A 24,721-nucleotide genomic window follows, 5' to 3' on the forward strand; every position below is an offset into this window, starting at 1 on the left:
TCCCTTCGAACGTGGCTTCCACAAAAGGGTCCGGAGATTCGCAGGTTTCGGTAACCGGAAATGGAGTGGTAGCCTCGCCCTGTGGTGGACTGTGTACTTTGCATTCCACGGGCAGCTTCCACAGCCGTCAGCGAGGCGGACCGGAACGTGGCAGTGGGTTCGCCGCCATCGCGAGTCCTGAACCGGCGGCCACAGGGGCAGAGCGGTGACCTCGCAGCACCAGTGCGGCTCCCACCACGCGGTGGCAGCCTCCCAGGTGGCGAAGCCGCCCTCCCGCAACGCGTAAGGCCACGTTTCCGTGTCGATGTCTTCCAGCAGGACGCGGAACGGCGTCGTCGCCTGCACATCGACAGCTCTCAACAGGTTGATGCCGCGGAACGCGCCGCTGGCGCTGTTGGTCACGGCCTTGTAGCCGTCGAGGCGGAAGTCGGGTGCGTACGCGGGCATCAGTGATTCCGGCGGAGTCCGGAGCCGACCGCCCGACGGTACGGGAAAGCGCCGTACGCCGGTGCGGGGGACCGGGAGTGCCGCTTCCCGACGGGGCGTGATGACGTCAGCACGGCCCGGCCGGCGTCGGTCAGCGAGAGGGGCTGGCTCACATACAGCGGACGCGAGGTGTCCCGCTGGACGAAGCCGGCCGCCTCCAAGGAGAGCAAGTGGGCGTAGGAGATCCACAGGGATGCCGATGAGACGGCACGGAGGCCCGTACGCAGGTCCTGCCGCAGGTCAGCGCCCTGGCCGATGGCCTGCAGTGCCACGAAGTCCGCCGAGGAAACCGGCTTGTCGAAATGCGCGGCCTCGATCGGCCTCAGCGCGTCCGCGACTGCTTGCTGCTTGTTGTCGCGGTCGATCATGGCGCTCTCCAGCGAGTCGGCGGTGCGGTCGATGGCTTCGAGCAGGTTCGCGTCGACGGGGAGCACGCCCGACACCATGTCGGCAAGGCGCACGCGGTAGAAAGTGACAGCGATCTCGGCCTCGGCCAACTCATGATGGGCTTGGGCCAGCGCGGCGTGTGGAGCGTCGAGCACACCGTCGTCGAGCTGCTGCCACAACGTGTCCACGGTCCTGCGCACGACAAGCTCGACCTGCTGGTCGAGGGCGGTCAGCGCGGGAGGGACATGAGAGGGGTCGTGGTCCAAACAAGTGGTCCTTCCTGTGAAGGTACGGCTCCGCCCTCAGCCACGCGCCGGCCTGGGATCAGGGCGAGTGCCGCCCGTCACCGCGCGAGGTTGGGCAGGTGGGGCGGGGGCGTGCTCGCGCGCGTCGAACTGCGGCGGGCGGGTACGCGCGGCGTGGGAACGCGCGTCCGTCGGCTTCCGGGGCAGCCCCAACCGCTCGCGGGCGGTGGTGTAGACGTCATGCCGTGCGCGCGGTCGCACAGCTACCACGTAGATCTCGGAACGGTGCGCGGAACCGGCGGGGGCCGGGCGCTGCTGGTAGACGATCCGCCACGCGCACGACGGATCGATGTACAGCTTCCTGGCCCCGGCCAGCTCCCTGACCAGCTTGGCCCCGTGCAGACGGCCCGCGACCACGTCCTCAAGCTGGGCGAGCGCCAGATCACGGATGCCGGCGGGGGCCTCCAACAGGTCGGTCAGGGCCCGCGGGTCGAAGGCGAGGCCGAACACCGGCCCCGTCACTGGTCGTCCCGGACCTCGTCACCGTGGTCGTTCTGCTCGGCGACCGACCGGGGCGAGGGAGGCGGGCCGGGCAGCCTCCGATGGGAGCGGCGGTCCGGGTCGGTCATACAGGCGGACATCGGTCCGCCCGGGGCCCGCACCGTAGCCATGACGTGCACGAGGAAGTCCCGGTGCCACACGGCCATGCCCGCCAGGCCGCTGCTGTCGGGGTCCTTGTGCTGCAGGTAGGCCAGCCACAGCGAGTGAAGCCAGGCCACGACATCCTCGTGGGCCTGCCACTGGTCGCACCAGGGCGCTGCGGTGCTGACCTCCGCCCCGTAGATCCGCATCAGGTACCCGTCCACCCAGTCGGACAGGGCATCCACCTCATCCTCGTACGCCTCGCCCTCCAGCTCTAGAATCGGCACGATCGGTCGTGAATCCGGCACCGACGGCTGTGCCGGGGCGCCGGCGAAGCCCGGCAGGCCGAAGGCGTCGAAAGGACCGGCGCCGGACGAACCGGCCGAGAGGCTGAGGCTGTCGAGTTGCCGCGCTTGCTCCCGCGACCGATCCAGCAGCTTGCGGACAGTCGCATCGATGCTCTCCAGATCGAGCTCCGGGACGCGGACCGCGTCGTCGCCATTCGGTGAAGATATCGGGTCGGGCACAGAAATCTCTCCTTCACATTCGCTACCGCGGGAATCGGCTGCGGCCATAATCATCCGAAATTTTCCCGATTTCGCTAACCGGGCACGGCGTGTTACAAGCACGACCGCAGAGCACACGAGCAGGTCCGACCGACGTACCAGGGAAGAACATCTATTGAACTCGCGCACCGGCCGGCGGTGGGCGCCGAAGCCGAGTCGTTGATCACGATCGCGCGGCAGAGAACTCGAGGTGTAGAGCGATCACCAGAAGCCGTTGCAGTGTCAGCGGTAGGACCAGAGGTCCGTGGTGTCGATGGCCGCGGTGTCGAGTTGGAAGACGAAGCCGTGGTGATCGCTCGCGCCGGGCGGGGTGTCAAGCAGGCGGTAGCCGGTCACTGCTCCCGCGAGTGGCCCCGAGACCCATGCCTGGTCAACACGGTCATCAGAGCCTGTCGGGGCGAGGAGCGCGAGGTCCTTGGTCCGCTCGTAAAGGTGCCAGGCCACATCGACATAGCCGAGGTGCGCCAACTTGCGCGCGATGCGCCGGTCAGGCACCGGGATTGCGTCCGGTTGGATGCCGGCTGGAGGTAGCAGGGTACGGGAGCCCAAGTTGTACGGCCTCATCGCGGAATACTGCGGGTTGGGATGATCGTCACTAGCGGGCGGGTAGTTGACGTCGCCCCCCAGCACGGCGAAAGGTCCGTACTTGTAGCCGCGGGTCCCCGCCCAGTTCGCTTCGATGAAGGCTTCCTCGGCCGCGAACGGCGAGAAATGCACCGGTACGAAGGACAGGGGCGCAGGCAGGCCAGGGATCTCGAACGCGGTGACGGCGATACCGTGCAGGGCTTGTTCGGAGAAGTCGGGGTTCCATCGCGTCCAGCGCCCAAGCACCTCACGCCGGTACATGAGGGCGGTGCCGAACCCGCTGCGCGCTGGGGTGAGCGGCACTGCGTCGAGGTCGAGATCACGACAGGCGCGAGCCAACTGCTTATGTCCGGCGCTGCCCCATGAGGCTGCCTCGCACAACAGGACCACGTCTACGCGGTCGGCAGCGGCATTGATGCGGTCGACCAGGAGAGGCCAACGGTCCTGTGGGTTGCCGTCACCGTCCTGGAGTCCGCCCAAGCCGAGGTTTTGAACAACGATCGACAGTTGCATCCGGGCTCCTTTGTGTGTCGCCGATAATGCGAGTTGAAGAACCGACTTAGGACGAGCACCGCGAGTTAAACGGGCTCGCTCGGTGTCCACATCAGCTGCCGTGCGGGCCCGGTCCGACACGGCTTCCAGCGCGGCGTGCGCGAGGAAGCCCGACGAGTCATGGCGACGCCGCGGCCGGGTCAGGGAGAACCACTTCTCGTCGCCGCTGAAGCGGCTGGCGAGCAGAAGCGTGCTTGGCTTGTTCGTTCTTGTGTGGGCGGCCCGGCGCTGCACCAACCAGGCGTGGGCGCTAGGACGTCAAGGTGAAGTCGGCCTGTGTCAGGGTCTGCTGCTGTGTTTCAGTGAGCCGGGCAGCCGCGATCTCGGCATAATGGCCGGTCTTTTCGATCCCGATGAAGTCGCGCCCCTCCAAGAGCGCGGCCACCCCGGTGGAGCCCGAACCGGCTGTGAAGTCCAGGACCGTGCCGCCCGGCGGGCTGATCTTCACGAGGTCGCGCATCACCGACAGTGGCTTCTGGGTGATGTGCTGACGCCCCTTGCCCGAGGGCTGCGAGGCACTGTAGAGGCCAGGCAGGTACACGGGGTTCCGTGCGGCGTCGATCGGGCCGTTCGATGCCCAGACGATGAATTCGCAGTTCTGGGTAAACCGGCCCTTCTGGGGCCTTGCCTGTGGCTTGTGCCACGCCAGTACGCCGCGCCACAGCCAGCCGGCCGCCTGGATCGCGTCCGTCGTGACGGGCAGCTGGCGCCAGTCGGTGAACAGCAGCGAAGTCCCACCGATCTTGGTCAGCCGGTGGGCCTCGGTCATGATCTGCGTCAGCCAGAAGCCGTACGACCGCTGATCCATGTTCTCGCCGGTGAAGTCCGGCAGTTGGTGGTTCGCGTCGGCCGAGGTGTACTTCTGCTTCGCAGATCGGGACGTTCTCTCCTTGGCGGTCCGACCGCCCGAATTGTACGGCGGGTCGGTGATGACGGAGTCGACGCAACCGTCGGGCAGACCGGCCAGGACGGTGAGGGCATCACCTTGGTGCAGGGAAAATGGCAAAGAGGTGCCTCGCATTCTGGTGGAGGACGGGATACCTCCGTCTCGCCGGAAGCCGCGACCGGCCTCGGGCCAGTGGCGGTGCGCAGCAGCCGGAGCGTGGGAGAGGAGGACCTACAACAGTAGCCGTCGAATCCCGGTTGGGCGCTATCGGCGCCGTGGAGGCCCGACATCGGATCTCGGAGGGCGGATGATTTCGGCAACCGGGCTTCGGCGCCTACTGTTTTGGAACTGCCCGGCGGGACAACGCCGATGGCATTCCTCCGTCCATCGCTTCCCATGAAGGTCGCACCCCTGTGCCCCGACATCCCTGACCTCGTCCTGGACCGGCACGTGCCCGAGCTGCAACTCCGGCACGTACGCCCAAGGTTTGCCCTCCCCCCCGGGACCACGCGCCCTTTTCACCGCCAAGCACGCGCGCCCCGGCTCCACTCGAAGGACTCGCTGTGACATCGCTCCGCTCCTGCCTGCCCGCAAACGGTCCTCCGCGCGCTGACCGCCGACCGGCCGGTGCGCCGGATTGAAGGCGCTGGCCGCCAGCATCGGTGTCGTCGTCCTGTCGCCTCTTCTTCTGGCCGGGACGGCCATGATGGTCGCCTCGTCGAGCAAGGGCGCGACCGACACCAGCACCTCCAGCAGCTGCTTGGGCGGCATCGACACCGACGAGGTGGCCAAGCAGGTCACCGCCATCCTCGACGGCGCCTCCAGTGAGACCGTCCACATCCAGGGACTGGACCTGCCCGCCGAGCAGATCCCCAACGCCCAGACCATCGTGGCCACCGGCATCAGCATGAACGTGCCGGCGAGGGGCCAGATCGTCGCCATCGCGACCGCGATGCAGGAATCACGGCTGCGGAACCTCGGCACCGGCGACCGCGACAGCCTCGGGCTATTCCAGCAGCGGCCCTCGCAGGGCTGGGGAACCGCCGAGCAGATCCGTGACCCGGTCTACGCGTCCGAGCAGTTCTACAAGCACCTGCTCGCAGTCGATGGGTGGCAGCAGATGACAGTCGCCGAAGCCGCGCAGGCCGTCCAGAAGTCCGCGTTCCCCGATGCCTACGCGCAATGGGCGTCGCTCGCCGCGGCATTGCAGAAGGCGATCGCCGCGACCTTCCCCACCACCAGCGCAAGCCCGCCCACGGACGGCACGACCGCCACATCCACGGCGGGCGCCAGCGACTGCACGCCCGACGGCGCCTCCTTCGGGCAGTACCCCGAGGGAACTGTGCCCAAGGGCTACGCCATTCCCAACAACACCGATCCGACGGCACGCAAGGCCATCGAGTGGGCAATGCAGCAACTCGGCACGCTCTACCAGTGGGGCGGCTCCTGCACGAACGCACACGGCGCCGACCCCATGGGCCGCTGCGACTGCAGCAGCCTGATGCAGCAGGCGTACAAGCGCGCGGGCATCAGCCTCACCCGCACCACGTACACCCAGGTCAAGCAGGGCAAGGCCGTCTCGCCGAAGGCCCTGGAGCCCGGTGACCTGATCTTCAGCCGCGGCAGCGCGGCCCACCCCGAGCACGTCGGGATGTACATCGGCGAGGGCCTCGTGATCGAGGCTCCGCGCACCTCAAAGCCGGTGAGGATCAGCCCGATCAAGGACTGGGTCATCCTCGCCGCCCGCCGCGTCGTCTGACGCCGCCCTTCGCGCGCCGCCCGGGCACCGCCCCGGATCGGCCCGCCCGGAGGGCCTTCTCGCGCCCGCGCCATTCCCCTCCCCGCTCGTCACTTCCACCCGCCGTCGCCGCCGCGGCCTGGCGTCTGCAAGGAGCCCCGCCATACCCATCTCACTCGCTGCCCGCGCCGCCGTCCACCTCGCATACGACCCTGGCATCTCCCCCAAGGGCGGCGGCCTCCCCGGCCTGTCCGTACTGAAGAACGTCGTCAACAGCATCAACCTCTTCGGAATCGTCGCCGTCGTCGGCGCCCTGGCGGTGTCCCTGTCGGTGTGGGCCTGGGGCCATCACTCCGGCGGTCACCAGGCCGAGGCCAACGGCAAGAAGGGCGCCGTCGTCGCCGCCGGCGCCGCGCTCGGGCTCGGTGCGGCCAACGGGATCGTGGCCTTCTTCAGTGCGCTGGGATCGCAGGTCCACTGATGCCGTTGCCTTCATTGTCCGGATACGGCGTGATGTGGTCGGCGCGGATGCGGATCGCGGTCCTAGCAGCCGCCGTCGCCGTGCTGGTCGCCGTCGCTGCCGCCGTCGCCTGGTTCACCGGCTCCACCACCCAGCACCGTGCGGCAGACCCGCCTCGGGCCAGCAGCCCCGTTCCCACATCGGCGACGCCCGCGCCCTCCACGACACCCAGTTCGGTAGCCGCGCCGCCGCAGATCTCCGAACCGGTCGCGTTCGCCGAGGCCACCGCACGGATGCTGTGGTCCTACGACACCCGCGACACCACCCGAGACCAGCAACTCACCGGTATGCGCGCCTGGATGACCGCCGAAGCCAAGTACGCCGACTTCTCCTCGGTGTCCGGCCAGATCCCCGATCCGGTGCTGTGGTCACGGATGGCCGACCAGGACCAGCACGCCACCGCCACGATCACCGAAGGCCACTACCCGAGCGCGTTCAAGCAGGCCCTCGCCGACGACCCGTCCGCGATCACCGAGGCATACATCTACGTCGTCACGGTCAACGGCACTCAGCAGATCACGTGGAAGGGAGGCGACGGCGGCGAGGACCGTGCGATCACCCTCGCCGTGCAGTGCCGCCCCAGCCAGGACTGCCGCCTCGCGGCCATCGACCCGACCGTCGCGCAGTGACCAAGCCGACCGAAGTGTAAGGAGGACAATCCGTGGGCTTCTGCGACCTTCCCCTCGCGGACAAGGTGTGCAGCGTCGGTGACGCCGCCAGCTTCGTGTCCGATCCCGGCAAGACCATCGGCGACTGGATGGCCAAGAGCGCCGGCGAACTCGCCGCCGCCTCCGCGGACCTGGCCGCCAAAGCCGTCGACAGCACCACCGAGGTGGACCTGAATGCCACCTGGTTCCGCGACAACTACGAGATGCTGCTGCCCATCGGACTGACCGTGCTGGTCGCGACCTTCTGCGCGCAACTTGTACGTGCCGCGGTCAAACGAGACGGTCAGGCCCTCAGCCAGGCGTTCACCGGCACGATGGCAGGCGTCCTGTTCGCTTTCTGCGCCGTCGCCCTGACATCGGTCGCGTTGGCCGTGGTCGACGCCTTGTCCGACGGACTGTTCCAAGCCTCCCACCTGAACATCCAAACGGCCGTACGCCGCATGATCCAGGTCAACCAGATCAGCGTCGTCTCCCAACTCGGCTGGCTCGTCGCCGTGGTCGCCGGACTCGCAGCCTCAGTCGGCGCAGTCCTGTACTGGTGCGTGATGGTGGCCCGCAAGGTCGGCATCCTCGTCATGGTCACCCTGGCCGTGTTCGCCGGGGCCGGCGGCGGCTGGGAGGTGGCCCGGCGGTGGCGCCGCGGCTGGGTCGAAGCCACCGCCACCCTCGTGGTCAGCAAGCTGCTGATGACCGTCGTCCTCGTCCTCGGCATCTCCGCCATGGGCAAGACGCAGGCCAAGGACGGCGTCGGCGCGCTGTCCGACATCATGACCGGCATCGTGATCATGCTCCTCGTGCTGATGTGCCCGTACGCGACGTTCAAGTTCGCGCACTGGGCCGCCGAAGGCACGTCCGGCGAAGACATCCACCGCGCCGGCGGCGCCGGCGCGCACATGGCCCGGCAGCACGCCGAGAAGGCCACCCGCAAGGCGGCCGCCATGGCTGCCACCGGCGGTGCGGGAGCCGCCGCCGGAGCCTCACCGCAGGGACCGGACACCGCGACCGCCGCGACCGGTGGCGGTGGGTTCCCCGGTGACATCGCCGCGAACCCCACCGGCTTGTCCCCCGACTCCGGCGAAGGCGGCCTCAAGGCCGGCATGGACAAGGCCCTCCAGCCGCCGCCGACCAGCACACGCGACGACACCATCGGCCAGGTCGGCGGCGTTCCGGGGCCAGGAGGCGGCTCCGGATCACCAACGTCCGGTCAGGGCGGAGGCTTCATGACCTTGTCAGCGTTGGCTCCGACCACGACCCCTTCGCCGCACAGCGAAGGCCCGCCCGTGACGCCGGGTGCGTCCGGCACGCGTCCGCCGCCGACGGGCGGGTGAGCATCCACCACCCCGGGGGCGGCCCGCATCGCGCGCCGCCCCGGCCCCTCCCGCGCGCCCATCGGAATCGCCTTGTCTGATATCGCCCCTACCATCAAGTTCCCCCACCGGCCGAGGCGTGGCGTTCTGCTCGGTCTTTCCCTGCCACAGCTCGTGCTCGTATCCGCTGCGGTCGCCCTGCTGCTGATCACGGTGGTGTCCACCGGACTGCTCGGCGTGATCGCTCTCACCCCCCTGTGGGCGGCGGTCGGCCTGCTGGTCGCCGTACGCCGGCACGGCCGGCCGCTGGCCGACTGGGCACCGATCGTGGCCACGTACACGGGGCGGCGCCGCACCGGCCAGGCGCTGTGGCTGGCCCGCCCGGTCACACGCCCACGCCAAGACGGGCTCCTGCACCTGCCGGGCACCGCGGCGTCGCTGCGGGTGGTCACCCCGAGCGACTCCGTAAACGAGGGTGCCGCGGTGCACGACCCGCACCAACAGACCTTGACCGCCGTTGCACGTGTCTCCTCCCGGGCATACGCGCTGCTCGACCCCGCCACCCAGAACCAGGCCGTGGCCGGGTGGGGCAGAGCACTGGCCGGCCTCTCACGCACCGGGCACGTGGCCACCGTGCAAGTCCTGGAGCGCACCGTTCCCGACTCCGGCGACACCGTCACCCGGCACTGGGCCCGTACCGGCCACCCGGAAGCGCCCGTCGCTGGGCAGGTCTACGCCGAACTCGTCGCCTCCGCCGGCCCCGCGGCAGCACCCCACGAGACATACCTGGCCATCAGCCTCGACCTGAAAGCCGCCCGAAGGCTGATCGCCCAGGCCGGAGGCGGACTACCCGGCGCTTTCACCGTGATGGAACAGACCACGTCGGCCGTCGCCCAGGCCGCGCGCACCGCCGGGCTCATGGTCTCCGGCTGGCTCTCAGCGCGTGAGATCGCCGCCGTTATCCGCACGGCCTACGACCCGAACGCCCTTTCCGCCCTCCAGCAGTGGTCGCCGTCCGGGCGCGCCGAAGCCGCCCCGGCCGCCGCCGGGCCCGTCGTCCAGGTCGAGTCGTACGACCGGCTGGCCACCGATTCCGCCCGGCACGCCACCTACTGGGTCGAGGACTGGCCCCGCGTCGAGGTGAACACGGGCTTCCTGCACGGGCTGATGTTCACCGCAGGGGTCCGCCGCTCCCTCTCCCTGATCTACGTCCCCCAGGGGGTGGAGTCCGCGATGCGCGACGTGCAGCGCAGGAAGGCGCAGATCATCGCCGACGCCAGCGAGCGCACCCGACGCGGACTCGTCGACTCCGAGGCCGACTCGGTGGAGTACGCCGACGTCAAAGCCCGCGAGCGGCAGCTGATCGCTGGACACACCGATGTCGCCATGACCGGCCTGCTCACCGTCTCCGCCGCCTCCGACGCCCTTCTCGACGCCGCCTGCGCTCAGATGGAGACAGCCGCCGCCACCGCCCAGGTCGACCTGCGGCGCCTGCTCTTCCAGCAGCCGGCGGCGTTCACCCTTGCCGCGTTGCCCCTCGCACGGACCACCCGATGACACCAGCCCAGCTCCACCGTCCGGCCGCCCATCAAGGACCTTCGTGACTCCAGACGCTCCCGACGCGCACCCCTATCTGCGTGCCGCCACCGCCGGCCTGCGCCATCACGCGCGGTCCCTGTCCGCCCACGACGCAGCATCCGCCTCGGCCGACCGGGCCCACCTCGACGCCCTGCACGCGCACGTCATCGCGCTGCATCAGCTCGTCGACACCGTCGCCACGACCATCCGCACCCCGCATCCCGCAGCCGCTCGCCAGGTGACTGCGGCACACACCCGCCTGTGGCAGTCCGCGGCCGCTGTACACGACGCGTTCCACCTCCTGCCCGGCCCGACCGATCAGCCCACGTCGTGCCGCCCTGAGCGCGTGCCCGAAGGCCCGCCGTTCCTGACCATCTGCCAGCGCCACCTGGCCGCGGTCCACCGGGTCCGCCGCAGCACCACCCCCTCGGACCTCACCGACCCGCCCCCCGGTCACGCCACCATCTGCGCCCGCTGACCGCCGCACCGAGGCCGGGTGCTGCCGGACACGCGACCGCTCGATCTCTCGGCCAGCCACCGAAAGCCGCCGCCTCTTGACCCACAGACCTGACCAGCGCACCAGCGCCAGCACCCTGTTCACCCCCCACGGCTCCGGACGCGCCGCCCGCAAGGCAGCCCGCCGGCAGGCCGCCGAGGCCACCGCGAAAGCCCGCGCGAGCGTCAGCACCCTCGCCACTGCCGCCACCTCAGGCGACCCTGCGATGCCCCCGGCGGTCTTCCCGTCCTCGGGTCGCCCCGGACCGGCCTCCGCCCGCACCACCAAACTCAAACTCCCCGCCCACCGCATGACCACAGCCGTGGCAGCCGGCGCGTACCCGTTCCTGGCCGAAGGGGGACTTGGCGCCGAAGGCACCTACATCGGACGAGACGTCCACTCAGAGGCATCGTTCGTCTTCGACCCGTTCGCGCTGTACGGCCGCCTCGACGGCTTCACCAACCCGAACCTCTTGCTCGCCGGGGTGATCGGGCAGGGCAAGAGCGCGCTCGCCAAGAGCATCGCGCTGCGGTCGGTCGCCTTCGGATACCGCGTCTACGTGCCGTGCGACCCGAAGGGCGAGTGGACCCCGGTGGCCGAAGCGCTCGGCGGCCGGTCCGTTGCACTCGGCCCTGGTCTGCCCGGCCGGCTCAACCCCCTGGACGCAGCCCCGCGGCCGCCGAGCGTGGCGGAGGCGGACTGGGCCGGCGAGGTGCGCAAACGGCGCTTGCTGCTTCTCGGCTCTCTGGCCCGCACGGTCCTGGGCCGGGATCTGCTGCCGATGGAGCACACGGCGCTGGACATCACCCTCGACGCCGTCTCCGCCCGCGCCGATGCCACCGGCTGCACTCCGCTCCTCGGCGACATCGCCGCAGCCCTGGCCACCCCTAGTGTGCTCGACGAAGCCGCTGGGACGGTGGCCGGCCACCTCAGTGGCGCCGCCCGCGACCTGGCCCACGCCATGCGGCGCCTGGTCCGTGGAGACCTGGCCGGCATGTTCGACGCTCCCTCCACCGTGGCCTTCGACGCGGAAGCGCCGATGCTCACCATCGATCTGTCCCGCCTCGGCGGGTCCGGCGACGACACCGGGCTCGTCCTGGCCATGACCTGCGCAAGCGCCTGGATGGAATCCGCCCTCTCCGATCCCGGCGGCGGTGGCCGCCGCTGGATCATCTACGACGAGGCGTGGCGGCTGATGCGGCACATCGGGCTGCTCCAACGGATGCAGGCGCAGTGGAAGCTCTCCCGCGGTCTCGGCATCGCCAACCTCATGGTGATCCACCGGCTGTCCGACCTGCTCACCGCCGGCGACGCCGGCTCGCGCGGGCGGGCCTTGGCCGAAGGGCTCCTCGCCGACTGCTCCACCCGGATCATCTACCGCCAGGAGGCCGACCAACTCCATGCTGCCGCCTCCCTGCTCGGCTTGACCTCGGTGGAGACGGAGGCCATCGCCCACCTCACCCGAGGCCGCGGCTTGTGGAAGGTCGCCGGACGATCCTTCATCGTGCAGCACCTGCTGCACAGCCACGAGCTGCAGCTCTTCGACACCGATGCCCGCATGCACTGAAAGGTCACTTGATGGCATCTGCTCGACTCGGCCGGTCGCATACCGACCCAACCGTCCTACGCCGAACTCCTCCAGCATGCCGCCGGCGCACAGGATCTCGCCCGCGACGTCGGCCGCCTCGCTGCCGACTTCGGCGGGTCTCACCACACCAACCCCGCCGGCAACGCGATGCTCTCCCACCTGCGACGGCAGTCACCATGTCGAGCCACCGAACCGGCTGTGGGTCACCGACCTCACCATGATCTCGACCGGCGAGGGGCCCCTTTGGCTCTCCGCGATCCGCGACGCGTTCGCGCGCATGGGGGGGGTTGCCTGGGGGACGTCCGCCCGCGCGGACGCCGACCTGGTCCTAACCACGCTGGAGTACGCCCTCGCCTCCCGCGAGGTCGAACCCGGCCAGCGCATCCACCACGCCGACCACGGCTGCCAGTACACGTCCATCAAGCTCACAACTCGCTTGCTGTGTACGGGAGTTCAAGCATTGATGGACTCGGACGACAAGCCAGCCTTCCACCGTCCGCCGCCGTCTCCCGGACGCATACCAGCAAAGGCCATGACGGACGCACCCCCACCGCCCCTACCACCGACGCCCCGTGGCGCTGGAGCGCTGCCACCGCACACGCCCTCATGGTCCAGCTCGGGGAACTGATCGATGGCCTCCCATTCGATGGCGCCGAGGTCACTTCAATCGCTGCCCGTAAACACGTCGACCACCTCTTCCGCCTCCAACGGCGCACCGCTGCCTGCATCCACTCGGTACTCACCAGTAGCAACAACCTGGGGCCCGCCGCAGCGCCAGGTCGTCGGACGCCTCACCCACACGACCGTCCCGATGGACAAGGCATCGCGCCACCTGGTAGCGGCTCTGACCCATGCGGCGCGCGCCGAGGGCGAATCCAGTCACCAGTTCCAGTACCGGGCTGCCAGCGTCAACGCCGTCGAGGCATACATCGAAGCCCGGGACGACCTGGAGAAGACCGCCTCGGACCTCAGCCGTGCCCCGCAACTTCCGCCCGGTCCCTCCCCGGTGCCGCCCCCAGAACCCGTTCCCCCGCCATCCCCTCGCCAGCGGTGACGTCCGCCTACGACGACATCAGCGAGATGCACGGCCTGGCCGAACGAGTGCACCTGGTCGCTGAGGACTTGGCGGTCCTCGATTCGCCGAGCAGCCGCTGCGACTTCGACGACCTCGACCGGTGGATGCGCGAGATCGCGACCGTGGTCGCCCACATGACGACCGCAGCCGCCCACGCAGACCGTTCTTTGGACGGCGCGCTCCGGTATCCGGCCGTCACCCAGAACAAGATCGTCGCGCTGGCCGAGTCGGTCCGGGTCCTGACCCAGGCCCTGGCCCGCCTCGGTGACGCGATGGCACAGGCCGGCTTGCTGCGACAACTCGAACCCGAGGCGTGGAACGGACAGCACGTCCGTGCCCGGAGAGTGGCGCGTGACACCGTCCAAGGCCACCTCGTCCGCGCCCGGCTCCACCTCAACGACGGCGGCTACCAGCTGCACCGGGCCGCAGACCGACTGCTGGCCTCGCTGCCCCCCGGCACCATCTGGTCGCAGTCGACGTCCCCGCCACAGGCTCCACCCACCACGCCGTCCCCGCGAACCCGCTGACCCGATCATGGAGCACCTCATCCGCATCTCCCAACGCACGCTGTCCCTCGTCGCTGCTGCCGCCTGCGTCGCCGCGACTGCGGCCGCCTGCACCACCAGCGGTGGCACCGCCAAGCCCACGACGTCACCGAGCACGATCAGCGCGACGGCCCCGGCGCCGGCCGTGAGCAAGTCGGCGGCACTCGCGCTCATCCGCCACTACACGCTGGTCAACAACAAGGCCAACACCAATGCCAACTCCCGTCTGCTGGACACCGTCGAGGACGGCCCGCTCTACGAGATGTCCCTCGGCGAGTACAAGCAGGGCAGCGGCACCCCGGCCAAGGACCGTACGGCGTACAAGCCGTGGTCCTACGACACGTCCACCGCCCACCTCTACATCCCCCGCTTCACCGCCGGCGCCCCCCGCTGGTTCGCCGCCGCGCTCACCGTCACCGGCGACAAAACCCTGGTGATGGTCGTCTTCGAGCAACAGCCGACGGGGCAGTGGGAGATGGTGCAGGCCACCGACCTCGACAGCGCCGTGCCGCCCCGGGTGGCCCTCGACCACGACGGGTACGCCACCGCCGTACCCGTCGACAACACCGCTGCGGCCACCGCGGACGCCGACCACCTGCGGCAAGCAGTGATCGACGACTTCGCCACCGGCGGGAAGCAGGCGGGCGCCCGCTACCTTGCCTCTTCCTCCGCCAGCCGACGGCAGATCGCCGCCCGCACCCGGGAGACGGCCGTGGGAAAGCACGCCACCGTCGACTTCACCGGGCTCCAGACCGAGCTGGCCTCCACCGCGTACGGACTGCGCACGACCTCCGGCGGCACGCTGGTGCTGTTCGCCCACTCTCACGTCGAAACCGAAACTGCGGATCTCGGCTGGGAGATCGACCCCGGCACGGCGTCCCGAGCCTGGCTGGGCATCGCCCCCCGCCAGGCGATCAACACCACCTTCCTGTGCACGGACGCCGCCCTCGCCCCCGCCAGCGGCCGGGCCACCCTCCTCGGGTACCGCTGCCAGATGACCGACGTCCAGGGCCCCACCTCCGCCGGCTTCCCCAACGGCGTGTAACCCCCGCGCAGCCGCCGGCCATCCGTTCGTATCGGAGTCCACCTGAGCACACGATCCTTCATCGCCCGCCCGACCGACGACGGGTACACCGGGATATACGTCCACCACGACGGCAAGCCCTCCCACCACCTGCCGCTGCTGCTCACCGCATACCGGTGGCGCTTCCGCCGGGACACTGCCGCCTTGGTCGGCCACCTCATCGATGTCCCCGTCGGCTGGGACGAACTGGGCACCGACCTCCTCGACGGCGTGCCGGCAGACCTGCGCAGAGCGCTCGTCGGCGACCAGCACGTCCCCAGCACCCCGCTGGACGACATCCGCACCATGGACGGCAAGCCCGCCCAGCGCATGCTCGTCACCCACGACCCAGCAACCCACAGCGGCGCCGAGTGGGGCTACGTCCTGCGCGACATCGGAATCGAAGTGATCCCCACCGGCCACGGCGCGACGAACGGGCCCATCGTCGCCTGGACCACCAGCCCGCTCACCAGGTTCTCCGACACACCCCACCGGTGGCAGCGCGACCCGGTCTCCCCCGCCCCTGCACCTGCTTTGCGCACCCGCGCCGCGCCGCGCCCGTCGCCTTCCGTCACCGCCACTCACACCAGCCCGCCCCCACGAGGTGACAGACCGTTGAGCACGCCTTTACCGCAGTCTCATCCCCTCATCCGTGCGTTCACCGATCACCTCTGCAATCCGGACCCCGTCTCCTGCACTCCCCCTTGCACCGACCGCGCCTTGTCGTCCGGGTCCGCGTCAAGGAACTTCGTCAGCGCCCCCACCGACCTTCCCCGAACCCGTGAGGATCTCTCCGTCAATGGCCATCCCTACGACGTGGACCGTCGTGCACAGCTGTGGGCATGAGGCGTCGCATGACCTTGCCGGCCGGCCCGCCGACCGCCGCGCGGGATTCGCCCGCTGGCTGGCTGAGCGTGACTGCACCGACTGCTGGAAGGCCGCCCGTGACGTCCGAAGGCCCAGCCGCGAGGAGTGGTTCGCCGCCAAGCGCGCAGAGGAGCAGCACAAAGCCACAGCCTGGGCAGAGCAGTTCGCGATGCCGCCGCTCGAAGGACCCGACAAGGTCCTTGAATGGGGACAGCGCGCCCGACATCGGCTCGTCACCAGCGCATACACCGCCCTCGTCGTCGAAGGCAGCTACGGCGAGCCCGCGTGGGCCGACCTGGAAGACCAAGTCCGCAGAGTGACTCGAGCCGGCTGGTGGATTGACCAGCGCGACGCTGACGGCACGGACCTGCCCGAACTGCTCGAGGCGGCCACGGGCGACGACCGCGGCACCGAGAACCCGTTCCGGTAGGAGCCCTCATACCCGATTATCCCCGGGTTCCGAAACCGGGGATCGTGCGGATTGTTGATCCTCCCACGTCTTCTCCTGCCGCAAGGACCCGTCGTGCATGACTCCGCTACGCGCCCGCCGTTCTCGCCCACCGACATCGTCACTCCCGTGCGGAGCATCACGCACGGGCACTTCCGGCCCGGTGATTCGGTCATCGTCTTCAGGGGGGTGGCCGGCGACAGCCTGTGGGGGGACATCATGACCATCGTCGCCTCCTCCTGGCACGATCCCACCGATGAAGCCGGGTGGCGGCTGCGCAACCCGCGCGGTGGCGACCGAAGTTACATCACCGCTCACCCGCGCTACCTCGCCCACCTCGGCCGGTCCTGCGCCGACTGCCTGATCTACCACCGCGCCCTGCAGGACTACCTGCTGCCCAAGGTCAGCGCTCCCTGCGGCCCGGTCGACGTGGGCTGGTACACGCTCACCCGTCTCAACCACCTGGTCCACGTCGACGAGCGCCGCCGATGACCGCTCCGAGCCGCAGCACCACCCTGGGCGAGGCTGCCCGCCGTGCCCGCCACGGCGCCAGGGGGATCGGCGACGAGACGTGGCCGAACCGGCTCGCCGCTGACCTGGCCGAGCTTCACGCGTCCTGGCAGGAGTCCGCAGAAGTGTGCGCGGATGCCGCGTGGGCGGCCAGAGCCGCCCAGCGGCCCGTCACCGGCCTGACCCGCCCGGTCCAGATCACCGGCAGCGATGACATCGACGTCCGCACCTACCGGCATTTGCACCTGAGCGCCCTGCGCTACGACTTCCGCTGCCGCGCCATCCAGGCCCTCGTCGAACAGCACGTCCCTCTCAACAGCGACCCGTACACGGCCGCCCTGTACGCCTTCGCGTTCCTGGGCCAGTCCAAGCCCCGGGGCCTGGCCCTCGCAGACGAAGTCCTCGACCGCGCGGGCGGCCACGCCAAGACCCTGCACGTGCTCCTGCACGGCCTTTGGCTTGGGCATCACCTGCCGGACCGCTCCCGGCGCATCCTCCACCTCACCGCCCGAGGCCCGTTCACGGCGCGCACCGACCCGGTCGCGCTGCTGCGCGAGGCCGGCGCACTGCGCAGCCTCGGCCGCTTCCAGGCCGCGCTGGCCAGCATCGACCGCGCCCTGGACGTGCTGCCGCCCGGCGACCCCGCCGTCCATGCCGACTTCGTGCGGGAGCGCACGCTGATCTGCGCCGCCGACGACATCACCCGGCTCTGCGCGGCCCGGGCCGGCGGAGTCACCGCGTGATCCCGCGCCTGTATCCGCCCGGCGCCCGCGCCGACGAGCGGGTCACCGAGGTCCTCACCCGTCCACCGTCCAATACGCAGCTGCTGACCGCGTGCACCGTGGTCGCGCACTGGTCCGACCTGGCCTTCTTCGTCGAACCCGACGAGCTGAGGACCTGGACCGCAGACCAGTGGGCCGAGCACCTCGACGAGCCCACGTGGCAGCAGCCGTTCATCATGGACCCGGATCGCGAACGGTGCGTCATCTGGCACGCCGGTGTTCGGCTGCATCCCGACGACCGCGCCCTTACCGGACCCGAATGGGCCGAGATCGCGCACCGACTCGCCCGTGCCGCCGGCATCGAGGTACCCGGCGATGATCGCGGATGCCGGTGGGTCGCCTTCCAGAGTCAGCTCGGCCACCTGGACCTGCTCGCCAACCTCATCCGCCAGGACGACCGGTGGAACCGGCTGCCGCCCCGGATCGGCCGGCTCCTGCAAGCCGAATGCCGACACATCGAGCGTGACTTCGACCTCATTGCTCCGGCCACCACTCGCTTCCGCACCGGCTCGATCGCGGACACCATGCAGATCGGACAGCTGCTGACCTGGCTCGCCGACGAGAGCACCAGCCCGGTGGCGTCCGCGCGCGTGCTCATCGAGCACGCTGCGCACCGCCTCGAAAGCTCTGCCCACGCATCCGACGCCGCGCTCGGGCACCAACTGGATCTGCTCGCCCGCCGGTTGCACAAGATCCAGCATGACGTCGCCGCCACCGCGGCGGTCCTCCCGACCGCGGCGCGAACACTGACCGTCACCACGGCGCCCGCGACGACGACGTCCCCCCGTGCCCCGCGCACCCGCTGACCGTTCCGCAACGCCGGTGCCCCCGGCGAGGTCACCCGGCCACCTCACACCCCTGCCCAAGGAACCCGTGCGCCCCGATACCCCCAGCACTCTTGAAGCGTTCGCCAGCATCCTGGCCGACTCCCTGCCCCGATCCTGGACCAGCCGCTACCACCCAGACCGTGGCGGCGACCACGACTATGCCGACCTCACCGCACAGGTGTGGGACCTCAACGAAGTGGCGGACGCCATGGCCCGACACCCCGTTGACGCCTGCGCCGTCCTCACGCGCGATGACGGTACTCGTCTGATCATCATCGCCCCGTGGAGCCGTGACACCGCCGAGACGTACCTGATCGCGGCCCTCGCTCCACAGGGCATCCCGCCCGGAGCATTTCGCGGTGTCCGCGAGCCGGACGGGATCTCGGTCCCCGCCGACCCCTTCCGCGCCGCCGACGAGGTCAGGGAAAACCTGCTGCCCCGCTACGAGCGGGCTCTCGCGCACGTCCGTACCAACGCGTCCCGTGGTTCTGCGCCGACAAACGACCAGGAGCAGCGCGTCGTCCTGGCCTGGTCCGGCACCGACCTCGTCACCCCCGACACAGCCGACGCCGCGATCAACCGCGCCTTGACGGCCTGCGGGTTCATGCTCGGTAGGGCCGGGTTCGTCCTGTCCGGAGCCGACACCGGCCGTCAGTCCGCGGCGGTTCTCGGCCTCAGCCAGCGCCTGCACCACGTAGGCATCGGCGTGGCCATCCGGGCAAGCAGACCGCGCCCGGCCCCGGACACCAACACGGTGCCCGCACCGACATCGCCGCCTACGCCCGCACCGCACAGGTGACTATGAGCGCTCCCTTCGACACTACCGCCCAGACGATCACGAGCGGCAGCCGGAACGGCGCCGACACAGTTGAAGCCGCCCGTGAAGCGCGGAAGCCGCCCCTCATCGCCCGCCACCGCAAGCCCCGCCTGGCCCGCGCTCTGTACCGCCGCTATCTCCGCTCCGTCAGCCCCACCGGTGACTTCGGCACTCTCCTGGCCGGGACCCGCCCCGCCCCCGTCCGCTGCCGTGACCGCACTTCGTCGCCCACCGTCGGGCACCACCGATGACCGCGTGGCAGCCCCGGGCAACCTGGGCGCCCCGTGAACAGCCCGAGCAGCACTACCTCGTCGAACCCCGCCATCTCGCGGGCGGCGGCGACCTGCGGCACGTGAGCGAATACCTGCGCGCCTCGGGCTGGAAGGACCGTTCGAAGTCAGGCGGCCCGATCGTGTTCGACAGCCCGGACAAGACCGTTCGCATCGGGTACGACCCGTTCACCCAGCCCGGCGGCTGGACGATCAGCGGCCGGGCCACGGCAAGTCAGGAGGCGTGGCATGCCACGTTCTCCCGAGCGACACCGGTCGAGATCGTCGCCGGCCTCACCGACGCGCTCACCAGGCCGCGCTCCGCGCACGCCCCCAACGTGTGGGCGCCGCTGCTGGAGCAGGAGTGGCAGACCGAGCACGGTCAGCACTTCACCGCACGCAGCCCACAGGGCGACGCATTCGTCCGGTTCCACCAGCCGGCCGCCGGGCAGGCCCACTGGTGGGCAGGCGCCCGCACCGAGCACGGTCCGATGTGGGAAGCGGTACTGACGTCCACCGCGCCGATGCGCCTGGTCGAAGCGTTCAGCACGGCGCTGGCCGACCCGCAACCGGTGCTGCGGCCACGCGGGACCATCCCTCCCTCCCGGAAGGTCCGCACGACGTCGGTGTCGGTTCTGCCCGCGCAACTGAGCGCCTGGCAGCAGGCCCGGTTGTACGCCGCACGGAAGGCTGCCTGGGCCCGCAACTCCCCTGCCGGCACCCGCCGCACGTCCGGTACCGCCCGGCCGTACGCCCCCTCCCGAAGCAGGACACGGTGAACCGCATCCAGTCGTCCCCCGCGCGGGGCGACGCCGGACAGACGCTGGACGACGTCTCACCGCGCTACCTGGCCGGGGCCGGCGATCCTCGGCACGTCACCGACTACCTGATCGCCACGGGATGGAGCAACCGCTCGGTACCCGGCTACCCCCACGTCCTGCTGGAGAGCCCAGACCGTCAGCTGCACCTGGCACTGGAGCCCCTTCCCGACACCCTCCGGGACTCCTGGTGGCGCATCAGCTCCGCCGACCGGACCTGGACCGCACGGTTCGGCGCTCACGCACCCGCCGAGATCATCGCCGGCTTCACCGACTCCCTTCTCCACGCTCCCGTGCCGGCCGAGAATCCCTGGCGCCTCGCAGCGGACCGCGGCTGGACACCTCACACAGCCGGCCCGGGCGACGCCGTGCTCTCCCCGGACGCCACCGCGGTCCTGGCACGGCTGCGCACGGCGGGCGGCCTGTCCGGCACCCCCGCATGCTGGAAGACCGAGGTGTCCCTGCCCGGGCCGAACAGCACCCGGACGTGGATCTGGGGAGCCGCCATCGACGAGACCGCTCCCGGGCACGCCCTGGCCGGCTTCGTACGAGCACTCACCGATCCCGCGCCGCTGCTCCGCTCGCCATCACAGCTCACCGGCCTCGTCTTCGGCTTCGCCACCGCCACCCGAAGCGCCGTCTCCCCTGACCAGCACCGCCGTCGGCACCACCAGCGCCTGGAAGAAGCCCGTCGCACCGCGCCGCCCGTCGCACCGCAGACCGCCGGGCCGGCACCGGGGCCCAAGCACCGCAGGAGGCACCGCTGACGCGTCGCCCGCCATTCCCTTCGACCAAGGATGCTGATGTCCACGCCAACCATCCCCAGCCCCCACCAGATCGCCCAAGCCACGGCCACCCTCGACCAGGTCAAGCGCTACCTGCGCACCGGCCCGCCCCTGGCGGACGCACTGCACCTGCTCGAACCGCTCCTTGACGAGGACTCCGGCGTGCCGATCCTGCTCGGCGACATCCTGCGCGGAGCCTCCAGACTTGTCTCCGAGCAGACCGACCACCCCATGGACCACGAGGTACGCCTGACCATGCGGGCACTGCGCGAGGCCGCCGAGCAGGCCACCGACTGGTACACCCTCCACTACGACATCCAGCAGCTGACCGGCCGGCTGCTGCCTGCTGCCGAGACGGCCTCGACGCCATGAGCAACCCTCTCGACGATGCCGGCACAACCCCTCGGCCGTGCCGGCCGCCTTCGGCCGCGCAGATCGCCACGGCACTGGACGTGCTCGACCAGTTCGGCAGGTACCTGCACAGCCCGACCGTCATGGCCGACGCCCTTCCACCTCTGGCCCAGGTGCTGAACGAGGAGTACGGCATGCCGATGGTGCTCGGCACGATCCTGCGCAATGCCGCGCAGTTGATCGAAGGGCACGCGCTGCTCCCCTGGCCGGTCGAGATCCGCCGCGTCATCGCCCGGCTGCGAGCGGCCGCCCCGGAAGTCACCGACTGCCACGACCTGCACTGGGGCATCCATCACCTCAGCGGATATCCCTTCGGCGCAACGGACTTGGAGGCCCCCGACCCCCGAAGTGACCCGCCGACGTGAGCCTCCGTGCATTCCCACCTGCGCCTAGGACCCGGACACCACCTTGTGGTGCGCAACCAGCCCTCCCACCTGGCCGGCGCGGGCGACCCCCGGCACGTCACCCAGGTACTGCGGGCAGCCGGCTGGACGTACGAACGCGACCGTGACGGCAACGAGACCGCCATCCTCCTCGACGGCACCTTGAGTCTCCCGCGCCGACACATCGCTCGCGACGAACGGTCGCTCGTGACCGCAGAAGCCTCGGTGGACTACGGCGGCGACCCCCGCGAACGGATCTGGCGAGCCGACCTCGACGAGTCCACGCCCACTCACCTGCTCGCCGCGTTCGTCAAGACCGTGACCAGCACGAAGCTCACCTCACAGCGGCACGTTCAGCCGCCCGCACGGCCCGACGACACAGCGCAACTGCCTCACCCGGCCGTTCGGCCCCCGTCTCGATCCCGACCGCCGAAGCAGCCCTCCGCCGCTGAGCCCTCCCCCGGGCGGCTACTACCCGGAGCTGCCACCTCGCGTCACGGCTTTCCGGACTGACCCGCGCCGGGCGGGCCTCAGCAGCTTGCTCCTCACCCGCCTTCCCGCATCAGGAACCCCGCCCTTGCCCCAGCCCTCCCCCAACTCGTCCGACGGCTACGACATAGCCTTCCGTGTCCTAGGCGCTGTCCTTGCCGTCGCCGTTCCCCTGGCCAACATGGCCTGGCTGGGCGGCAATCTCACCGCCTGGGCCACCGGCGGCAGTCAGGCCCGCTACCAGCCCGTGCAGGCCCTCCTCCACCCCGAGCAGCTGTGGCCCGACCTCGGGAGGACTGCCTTGCTCGTAGGCACCCGCGTCCTGCCCGCGGCAGTATTCCTCGCCCTGGCCGCCACCACCGCGGCGCTCTACCTCCGGCACAAGAACGGCGGCAGCCGCCGTCCGAAACGGATCACGGGCCTGGCGAAGCGGCACGACATCGAACCGCTGATGGCCAAAAGCATCGCCGCCAAGGCCCGTTCGCTCCGGCCGAGCCTCAAGGACGCCCGACGCATCGACGCCCGCGACACCGGCATCCTCCTGGGCAACCTGCAAGGCTCGAAGCACGAAGTGCGGATGGGCTTCGAGGACGTCGCCGTCGCGATCATGGCGCCGCGCTCCGGGAAGACGACGTCGCTCGCGATCCCTTCTATCCTCGCCGCGCCCGGCCCGGTCGTCCTGACCTCGAACAAGGCCGCCGGCGACGCCTACACCGCCACCTACGACGCGCGCGCACGCATCGGCCGGGTGTGGTCGATGGACCCGCAGCAGATCGCGCACGCCGCCCGTGAGATGTGGTGGAACCCCCTGGCAGACGCCAGAACCCTCGACGGAGCCCAACGGCTGGCCGGCCACTTCCTCGCCGCCTCCGTCGACGCAAGCGCACAAGGCGACTTCTGGTCGAAGGCCGGCTCCAACATCCTGAGCCAACTCTTCCTCGCCGCGTCCCTCGACGGCCGGCCGATCACCGACGTCATGGCCTGGCTGGCCTTCCCCGGCGACCGGACCCCGCTGGACATCCTGCGTGATCACGGCTTCACGGCCGTCGCCGCCCAACTCAAGGGCACCGTCGAGGGCCCGCCCGAGACCCGCGACGGGATCTATGAGACCGCGCGCCAATACGCGGCCGCGCTGCTGAACACCGAGATCGCGGCCTGGGTCACCCCCCAGAACGGCGTCCCGGAATTCCGGCCGACGCAGTTCGTCACCTCCACTGACACCTTGTACCTGCTGTCGAAGGACGGCGGCGGCGGCGCCTCGGCGCTGATCGCGGCCTGCGCGGACTCGGTGATGCGGGCCGCGACCGCCCAGGCCGAGCGGGCCGGCGGCCGACTCGACCCGCCCGCCCTCTGCGTCTTGGACGAAGCCGCCAACGTATGCAAAATCACCGACCTGCCGGACCTGTACTCACACCTCGGCTCCCGCGGGATCATCCCGATCACGATCCTGCAGTCCTACCGCCAGGGCCAGAAGGTCTGGGGCGACGCAGGCATGGACGCCATGTGGTCCGCCTCCACGGTCAAGATCATCGGCTCCGGCATCGACGACCCGGACTTCGCCGACAAGCTGAGCCGGCTGATCGGCGACCACGACGTCAAGACCACATCGACCTCGCACTCGGAGTCCGGGAAGTCGACCTCGGTCTCGATGAGGCAGGAACGCATCCTGCCCGCAGACGCGATCCGCGCGCTTCCGAAAGGCTCAGCGCTCTGCTTCGCCACCGGCCTGCGCGCCGCCATGCTCGACCTGCGACCGTGGTACCGGGAACCAGGAGCGGCAGAACTGTCCGCGGACTCCGCGCGTGCGTCGAAGGCGATCACCGCCCGGGCCGTCGCGAAGCACGCGACACGGTCCGACTTCGGGAAGGCCGCGTGAGCGACGTCCTCCTGCACCTGGTGCCGGTCCGGTCCCGTGAGGCGAAGGACTTCGTGCGCGCCTGGCACCGCCACCATCCACCACCAACCGGGCAGGTCTTCGCCGTCGGCGCTGCCGACACAACCGGCGTCCTTCATGCCGTCGCCATCGTCGGCCGGCCAGTGGCGCGGCATCTCGACGACGGCTCCACCCTCGAAGTCACCAGGACGGCCACCGACGGCGTCCGCAACGCCAACTCTCTTTTGTACGGCGCATCGTGGCGCGCGGCGAAGGCGCTCGGATACCGGCGCCTGATCACGTTCACCCAGGAAGGCGAGAGCGGCGCGTCCCTGCGCGGCGCGGGATGGCACCTGATCGCCAGCCGCCCGCCCCGGGCCGGATGGCACACCCCCGCCCGGCCCCGGACCGATCACGGCAACGACCACATCGCCCGCTTCCTGTGGCAAGCCCCCTGAAGGTGCCGCAGCTGGCCTTGCTCCGCGTGCACCGCCCCAGTGCCCGCCGGACAGGAC

General features: G+C 70.2%; 28 protein-coding genes. 23 read left to right on the forward strand and 5 right to left on the reverse strand.

Translation table 11 applies throughout. The features are described from left to right. Window positions 1-446: 446 nt before the first annotated feature. From AC3EVP_RS00290 to AC3EVP_RS00310, 5 genes are all read right to left on the reverse strand, one after another. A complete protein-coding gene (locus AC3EVP_RS00290; RefSeq protein WP_435124547.1) occupies window positions 447-1,139 on the reverse strand; it encodes a hypothetical protein in 693 nt (230 codons plus the stop codon). A 36-nt stretch (window positions 1,140-1,175) separates the two neighbouring features. Further along, entirely contained in the window at window positions 1,176-1,628 is a 453-nt protein-coding gene (locus AC3EVP_RS00295) for a hypothetical protein (protein ID WP_488179781.1), read from the reverse strand. An 8-nt stretch (window positions 1,629-1,636) separates the two neighbouring features. Continuing rightward, window positions 1,637-2,287 carry a DUF4913 domain-containing protein gene (locus AC3EVP_RS00300; protein ID WP_435124553.1) on the reverse strand — a complete coding sequence of 217 codons (651 nt, stop codon included), beginning with the start codon at window positions 2,285-2,287 and terminating at the stop codon, window positions 1,637-1,639. A 261-nt stretch (window positions 2,288-2,548) separates the two neighbouring features. Beyond that, the gene (locus AC3EVP_RS00305; RefSeq protein ID WP_435124556.1) at window positions 2,549-3,424 is read right to left on the reverse strand and encodes a hypothetical protein; all 876 of its coding nucleotides are present in this window, start codon (window positions 3,422-3,424) and stop codon (window positions 2,549-2,551) included. 289 nt (window positions 3,425-3,713) lie between these two features. Continuing rightward, window positions 3,714-4,469: a DNA-methyltransferase gene (locus tag AC3EVP_RS00310; protein WP_435124559.1), complete on the reverse strand. Its 756-nt coding sequence runs from the start codon at window positions 4,467-4,469 to the stop codon at window positions 3,714-3,716. Window positions 4,470-4,986: 517 nt separating this feature from the next. Here AC3EVP_RS00310 and AC3EVP_RS00315 point away from each other — a divergent pair. The 23 genes from AC3EVP_RS00315 to AC3EVP_RS00425 all read left to right on the forward strand — a co-directional run bounded on the left by AC3EVP_RS00315 (window position 4,987) and on the right by AC3EVP_RS00425 (window position 24,664). Beyond that, window positions 4,987-6,108 (forward strand): C40 family peptidase, encoded by a 1,122-nt coding sequence (locus AC3EVP_RS00315; protein ID WP_435124562.1) that lies wholly within the window; start codon window positions 4,987-4,989, stop codon window positions 6,106-6,108. Window positions 6,109-6,250: 142 nt separating this feature from the next. After that, entirely contained in the window at window positions 6,251-6,568 is a 318-nt protein-coding gene (locus AC3EVP_RS00320; RefSeq protein ID WP_435125532.1) for a DUF6112 family protein, read from the forward strand. Then, entirely contained in the window at window positions 6,568-7,236 is a 669-nt protein-coding gene (locus AC3EVP_RS00325) for a hypothetical protein (RefSeq protein WP_435124565.1), read from the forward strand. The genes AC3EVP_RS00320 and AC3EVP_RS00325 overlap by 1 nt, the downstream gene beginning before the upstream one ends. 32 nt (window positions 7,237-7,268) lie before the next feature. Further along, the gene (locus tag AC3EVP_RS00330; RefSeq protein WP_435124567.1) at window positions 7,269-8,603 is read left to right on the forward strand and encodes an SCO6881 family protein; all 1,335 of its coding nucleotides are present in this window, start codon (window positions 7,269-7,271) and stop codon (window positions 8,601-8,603) included. Between the two features lie 72 nt (window positions 8,604-8,675). Beyond that, the gene (locus tag AC3EVP_RS00335; RefSeq protein ID WP_435124570.1) at window positions 8,676-10,139 is read left to right on the forward strand and encodes an SCO6880 family protein; all 1,464 of its coding nucleotides are present in this window, start codon (window positions 8,676-8,678) and stop codon (window positions 10,137-10,139) included. 43 nt (window positions 10,140-10,182) lie between these two features. After that, window positions 10,183-10,638 (forward strand): DUF6238 family protein, encoded by a 456-nt coding sequence (locus AC3EVP_RS00340; RefSeq protein WP_435124572.1) that lies wholly within the window; start codon window positions 10,183-10,185, stop codon window positions 10,636-10,638. Window positions 10,639-10,714: 76 nt separating this feature from the next. Then, window positions 10,715-12,223 (forward strand): ATP-binding protein, encoded by a 1,509-nt coding sequence (locus tag AC3EVP_RS00345; RefSeq protein ID WP_435124575.1) that lies wholly within the window; start codon window positions 10,715-10,717, stop codon window positions 12,221-12,223. A 238-nt stretch (window positions 12,224-12,461) separates the two neighbouring features. Further along, window positions 12,462-12,872 (forward strand): hypothetical protein, encoded by a 411-nt coding sequence (locus tag AC3EVP_RS00350; protein ID WP_435124578.1) that lies wholly within the window; start codon window positions 12,462-12,464, stop codon window positions 12,870-12,872. 422 nt (window positions 12,873-13,294) lie between these two features. Continuing rightward, window positions 13,295-13,846, forward strand: coding sequence for a hypothetical protein (locus AC3EVP_RS00355; RefSeq protein WP_435124580.1), 552 nt, complete (start codon window positions 13,295-13,297; stop codon window positions 13,844-13,846). Between the two features lie 7 nt (window positions 13,847-13,853). Then, the gene (locus AC3EVP_RS00360) at window positions 13,854-14,909 is read left to right on the forward strand and encodes a DUF8094 domain-containing protein (protein WP_435124582.1); all 1,056 of its coding nucleotides are present in this window, start codon (window positions 13,854-13,856) and stop codon (window positions 14,907-14,909) included. Window positions 14,910-15,092: 183 nt separating this feature from the next. Continuing rightward, window positions 15,093-15,773 (forward strand): hypothetical protein, encoded by a 681-nt coding sequence (locus tag AC3EVP_RS00365; protein ID WP_435124585.1) that lies wholly within the window; start codon window positions 15,093-15,095, stop codon window positions 15,771-15,773. Continuing rightward, window positions 15,727-16,224 carry a hypothetical protein gene (locus AC3EVP_RS00370; protein ID WP_435124587.1) on the forward strand — a complete coding sequence of 166 codons (498 nt, stop codon included), beginning with the start codon at window positions 15,727-15,729 and terminating at the stop codon, window positions 16,222-16,224. The genes AC3EVP_RS00365 and AC3EVP_RS00370 overlap by 47 nt, the downstream gene beginning before the upstream one ends. Window positions 16,225-16,317: 93 nt before the next feature. Next, the gene (locus tag AC3EVP_RS00375) at window positions 16,318-16,734 is read left to right on the forward strand and encodes a hypothetical protein (protein WP_435124590.1); all 417 of its coding nucleotides are present in this window, start codon (window positions 16,318-16,320) and stop codon (window positions 16,732-16,734) included. Beyond that, on the forward strand, window positions 16,731-17,495 hold the full coding sequence (locus AC3EVP_RS00380; protein ID WP_435124593.1) for a hypothetical protein: 765 nt from the start codon (window positions 16,731-16,733) through the stop codon (window positions 17,493-17,495). The genes AC3EVP_RS00375 and AC3EVP_RS00380 overlap by 4 nt, the downstream gene beginning before the upstream one ends. Further along, a complete protein-coding gene (locus tag AC3EVP_RS00385; protein ID WP_435124595.1) occupies window positions 17,492-18,340 on the forward strand; it encodes a relaxase/mobilization nuclease in 849 nt (282 codons plus the stop codon). The genes AC3EVP_RS00380 and AC3EVP_RS00385 overlap by 4 nt, the downstream gene beginning before the upstream one ends. 67 nt (window positions 18,341-18,407) lie before the next feature. Beyond that, window positions 18,408-19,160 carry a hypothetical protein gene (locus AC3EVP_RS00390; RefSeq protein ID WP_435124597.1) on the forward strand — a complete coding sequence of 251 codons (753 nt, stop codon included), beginning with the start codon at window positions 18,408-18,410 and terminating at the stop codon, window positions 19,158-19,160. Window positions 19,161-19,425: 265 nt separating this feature from the next. After that, complete coding sequence (locus tag AC3EVP_RS00395; protein ID WP_435124600.1) at window positions 19,426-20,226, forward strand: SPDY domain-containing protein; 801 nt, start codon at window positions 19,426-19,428, stop codon at window positions 20,224-20,226. Continuing rightward, window positions 20,223-21,032 carry an SPDY domain-containing protein gene (locus AC3EVP_RS00400; RefSeq protein WP_435124603.1) on the forward strand — a complete coding sequence of 270 codons (810 nt, stop codon included), beginning with the start codon at window positions 20,223-20,225 and terminating at the stop codon, window positions 21,030-21,032. Before AC3EVP_RS00395 ends, AC3EVP_RS00400 begins: the two co-directional genes overlap by 4 nt. A gap of 36 nt (window positions 21,033-21,068) precedes the next feature. Beyond that, window positions 21,069-21,422: a hypothetical protein gene (locus tag AC3EVP_RS00405; protein ID WP_435124606.1), complete on the forward strand. Its 354-nt coding sequence runs from the start codon at window positions 21,069-21,071 to the stop codon at window positions 21,420-21,422. Further along, on the forward strand, window positions 21,419-21,826 hold the full coding sequence (locus tag AC3EVP_RS00410) for a hypothetical protein (RefSeq protein WP_435124609.1): 408 nt from the start codon (window positions 21,419-21,421) through the stop codon (window positions 21,824-21,826). Before AC3EVP_RS00405 ends, AC3EVP_RS00410 begins: the two co-directional genes overlap by 4 nt. Window positions 21,827-21,874: 48 nt before the next feature. After that, the gene (locus AC3EVP_RS00415) at window positions 21,875-22,357 is read left to right on the forward strand and encodes a hypothetical protein (RefSeq protein ID WP_435124612.1); all 483 of its coding nucleotides are present in this window, start codon (window positions 21,875-21,877) and stop codon (window positions 22,355-22,357) included. Window positions 22,358-22,421: 64 nt separating this feature from the next. After that, on the forward strand, window positions 22,422-24,209 hold the full coding sequence (locus AC3EVP_RS00420; RefSeq protein WP_435124615.1) for a type IV secretory system conjugative DNA transfer family protein: 1,788 nt from the start codon (window positions 22,422-22,424) through the stop codon (window positions 24,207-24,209). Continuing rightward, on the forward strand, window positions 24,206-24,664 hold the full coding sequence (locus AC3EVP_RS00425; RefSeq protein ID WP_435124618.1) for an XF1762 family protein: 459 nt from the start codon (window positions 24,206-24,208) through the stop codon (window positions 24,662-24,664). The genes AC3EVP_RS00420 and AC3EVP_RS00425 overlap by 4 nt, the downstream gene beginning before the upstream one ends. The last annotated feature ends 57 nt before the right edge of the window (window positions 24,665-24,721 follow it).

This window comes from Actinacidiphila sp. bgisy144, from assembly GCF_057708105.1.

Bases quoted from the DNA above. Each gene is read 5' to 3' on its own strand.
- AC3EVP_RS00305 (WP_435124556.1), bottom strand. From the start codon at position 3,424: ATGCAACTGTCGATCGTTGTTCAAAACCTCGGCTTGGGCGGACTCCAG.
- AC3EVP_RS00325 (WP_435124565.1), top strand. From the start codon at position 6,568: ATGCCGTTGCCTTCATTGTCCGGATACGGCGTGATGTGGTCGGCGCGG.
- AC3EVP_RS00350 (WP_435124578.1), top strand. From the start codon at position 12,462: ATGATCTCGACCGGCGAGGGGCCCCTTTGGCTCTCCGCGATCCGCGAC.
- AC3EVP_RS00360 (WP_435124582.1), top strand. From the start codon at position 13,854: ATGGAGCACCTCATCCGCATCTCCCAACGCACGCTGTCCCTCGTCGCT.
- AC3EVP_RS00370 (WP_435124587.1), top strand. From the start codon at position 15,727: ATGGCCATCCCTACGACGTGGACCGTCGTGCACAGCTGTGGGCATGAG.
- AC3EVP_RS00380 (WP_435124593.1), top strand. From the start codon at position 16,731: ATGACCGCTCCGAGCCGCAGCACCACCCTGGGCGAGGCTGCCCGCCGT.
- AC3EVP_RS00395 (WP_435124600.1), top strand. From the start codon at position 19,426: ATGACCGCGTGGCAGCCCCGGGCAACCTGGGCGCCCCGTGAACAGCCC.
- AC3EVP_RS00405 (WP_435124606.1), top strand. From the start codon at position 21,069: ATGTCCACGCCAACCATCCCCAGCCCCCACCAGATCGCCCAAGCCACG.
- AC3EVP_RS00410 (WP_435124609.1), top strand. From the start codon at position 21,419: ATGAGCAACCCTCTCGACGATGCCGGCACAACCCCTCGGCCGTGCCGG.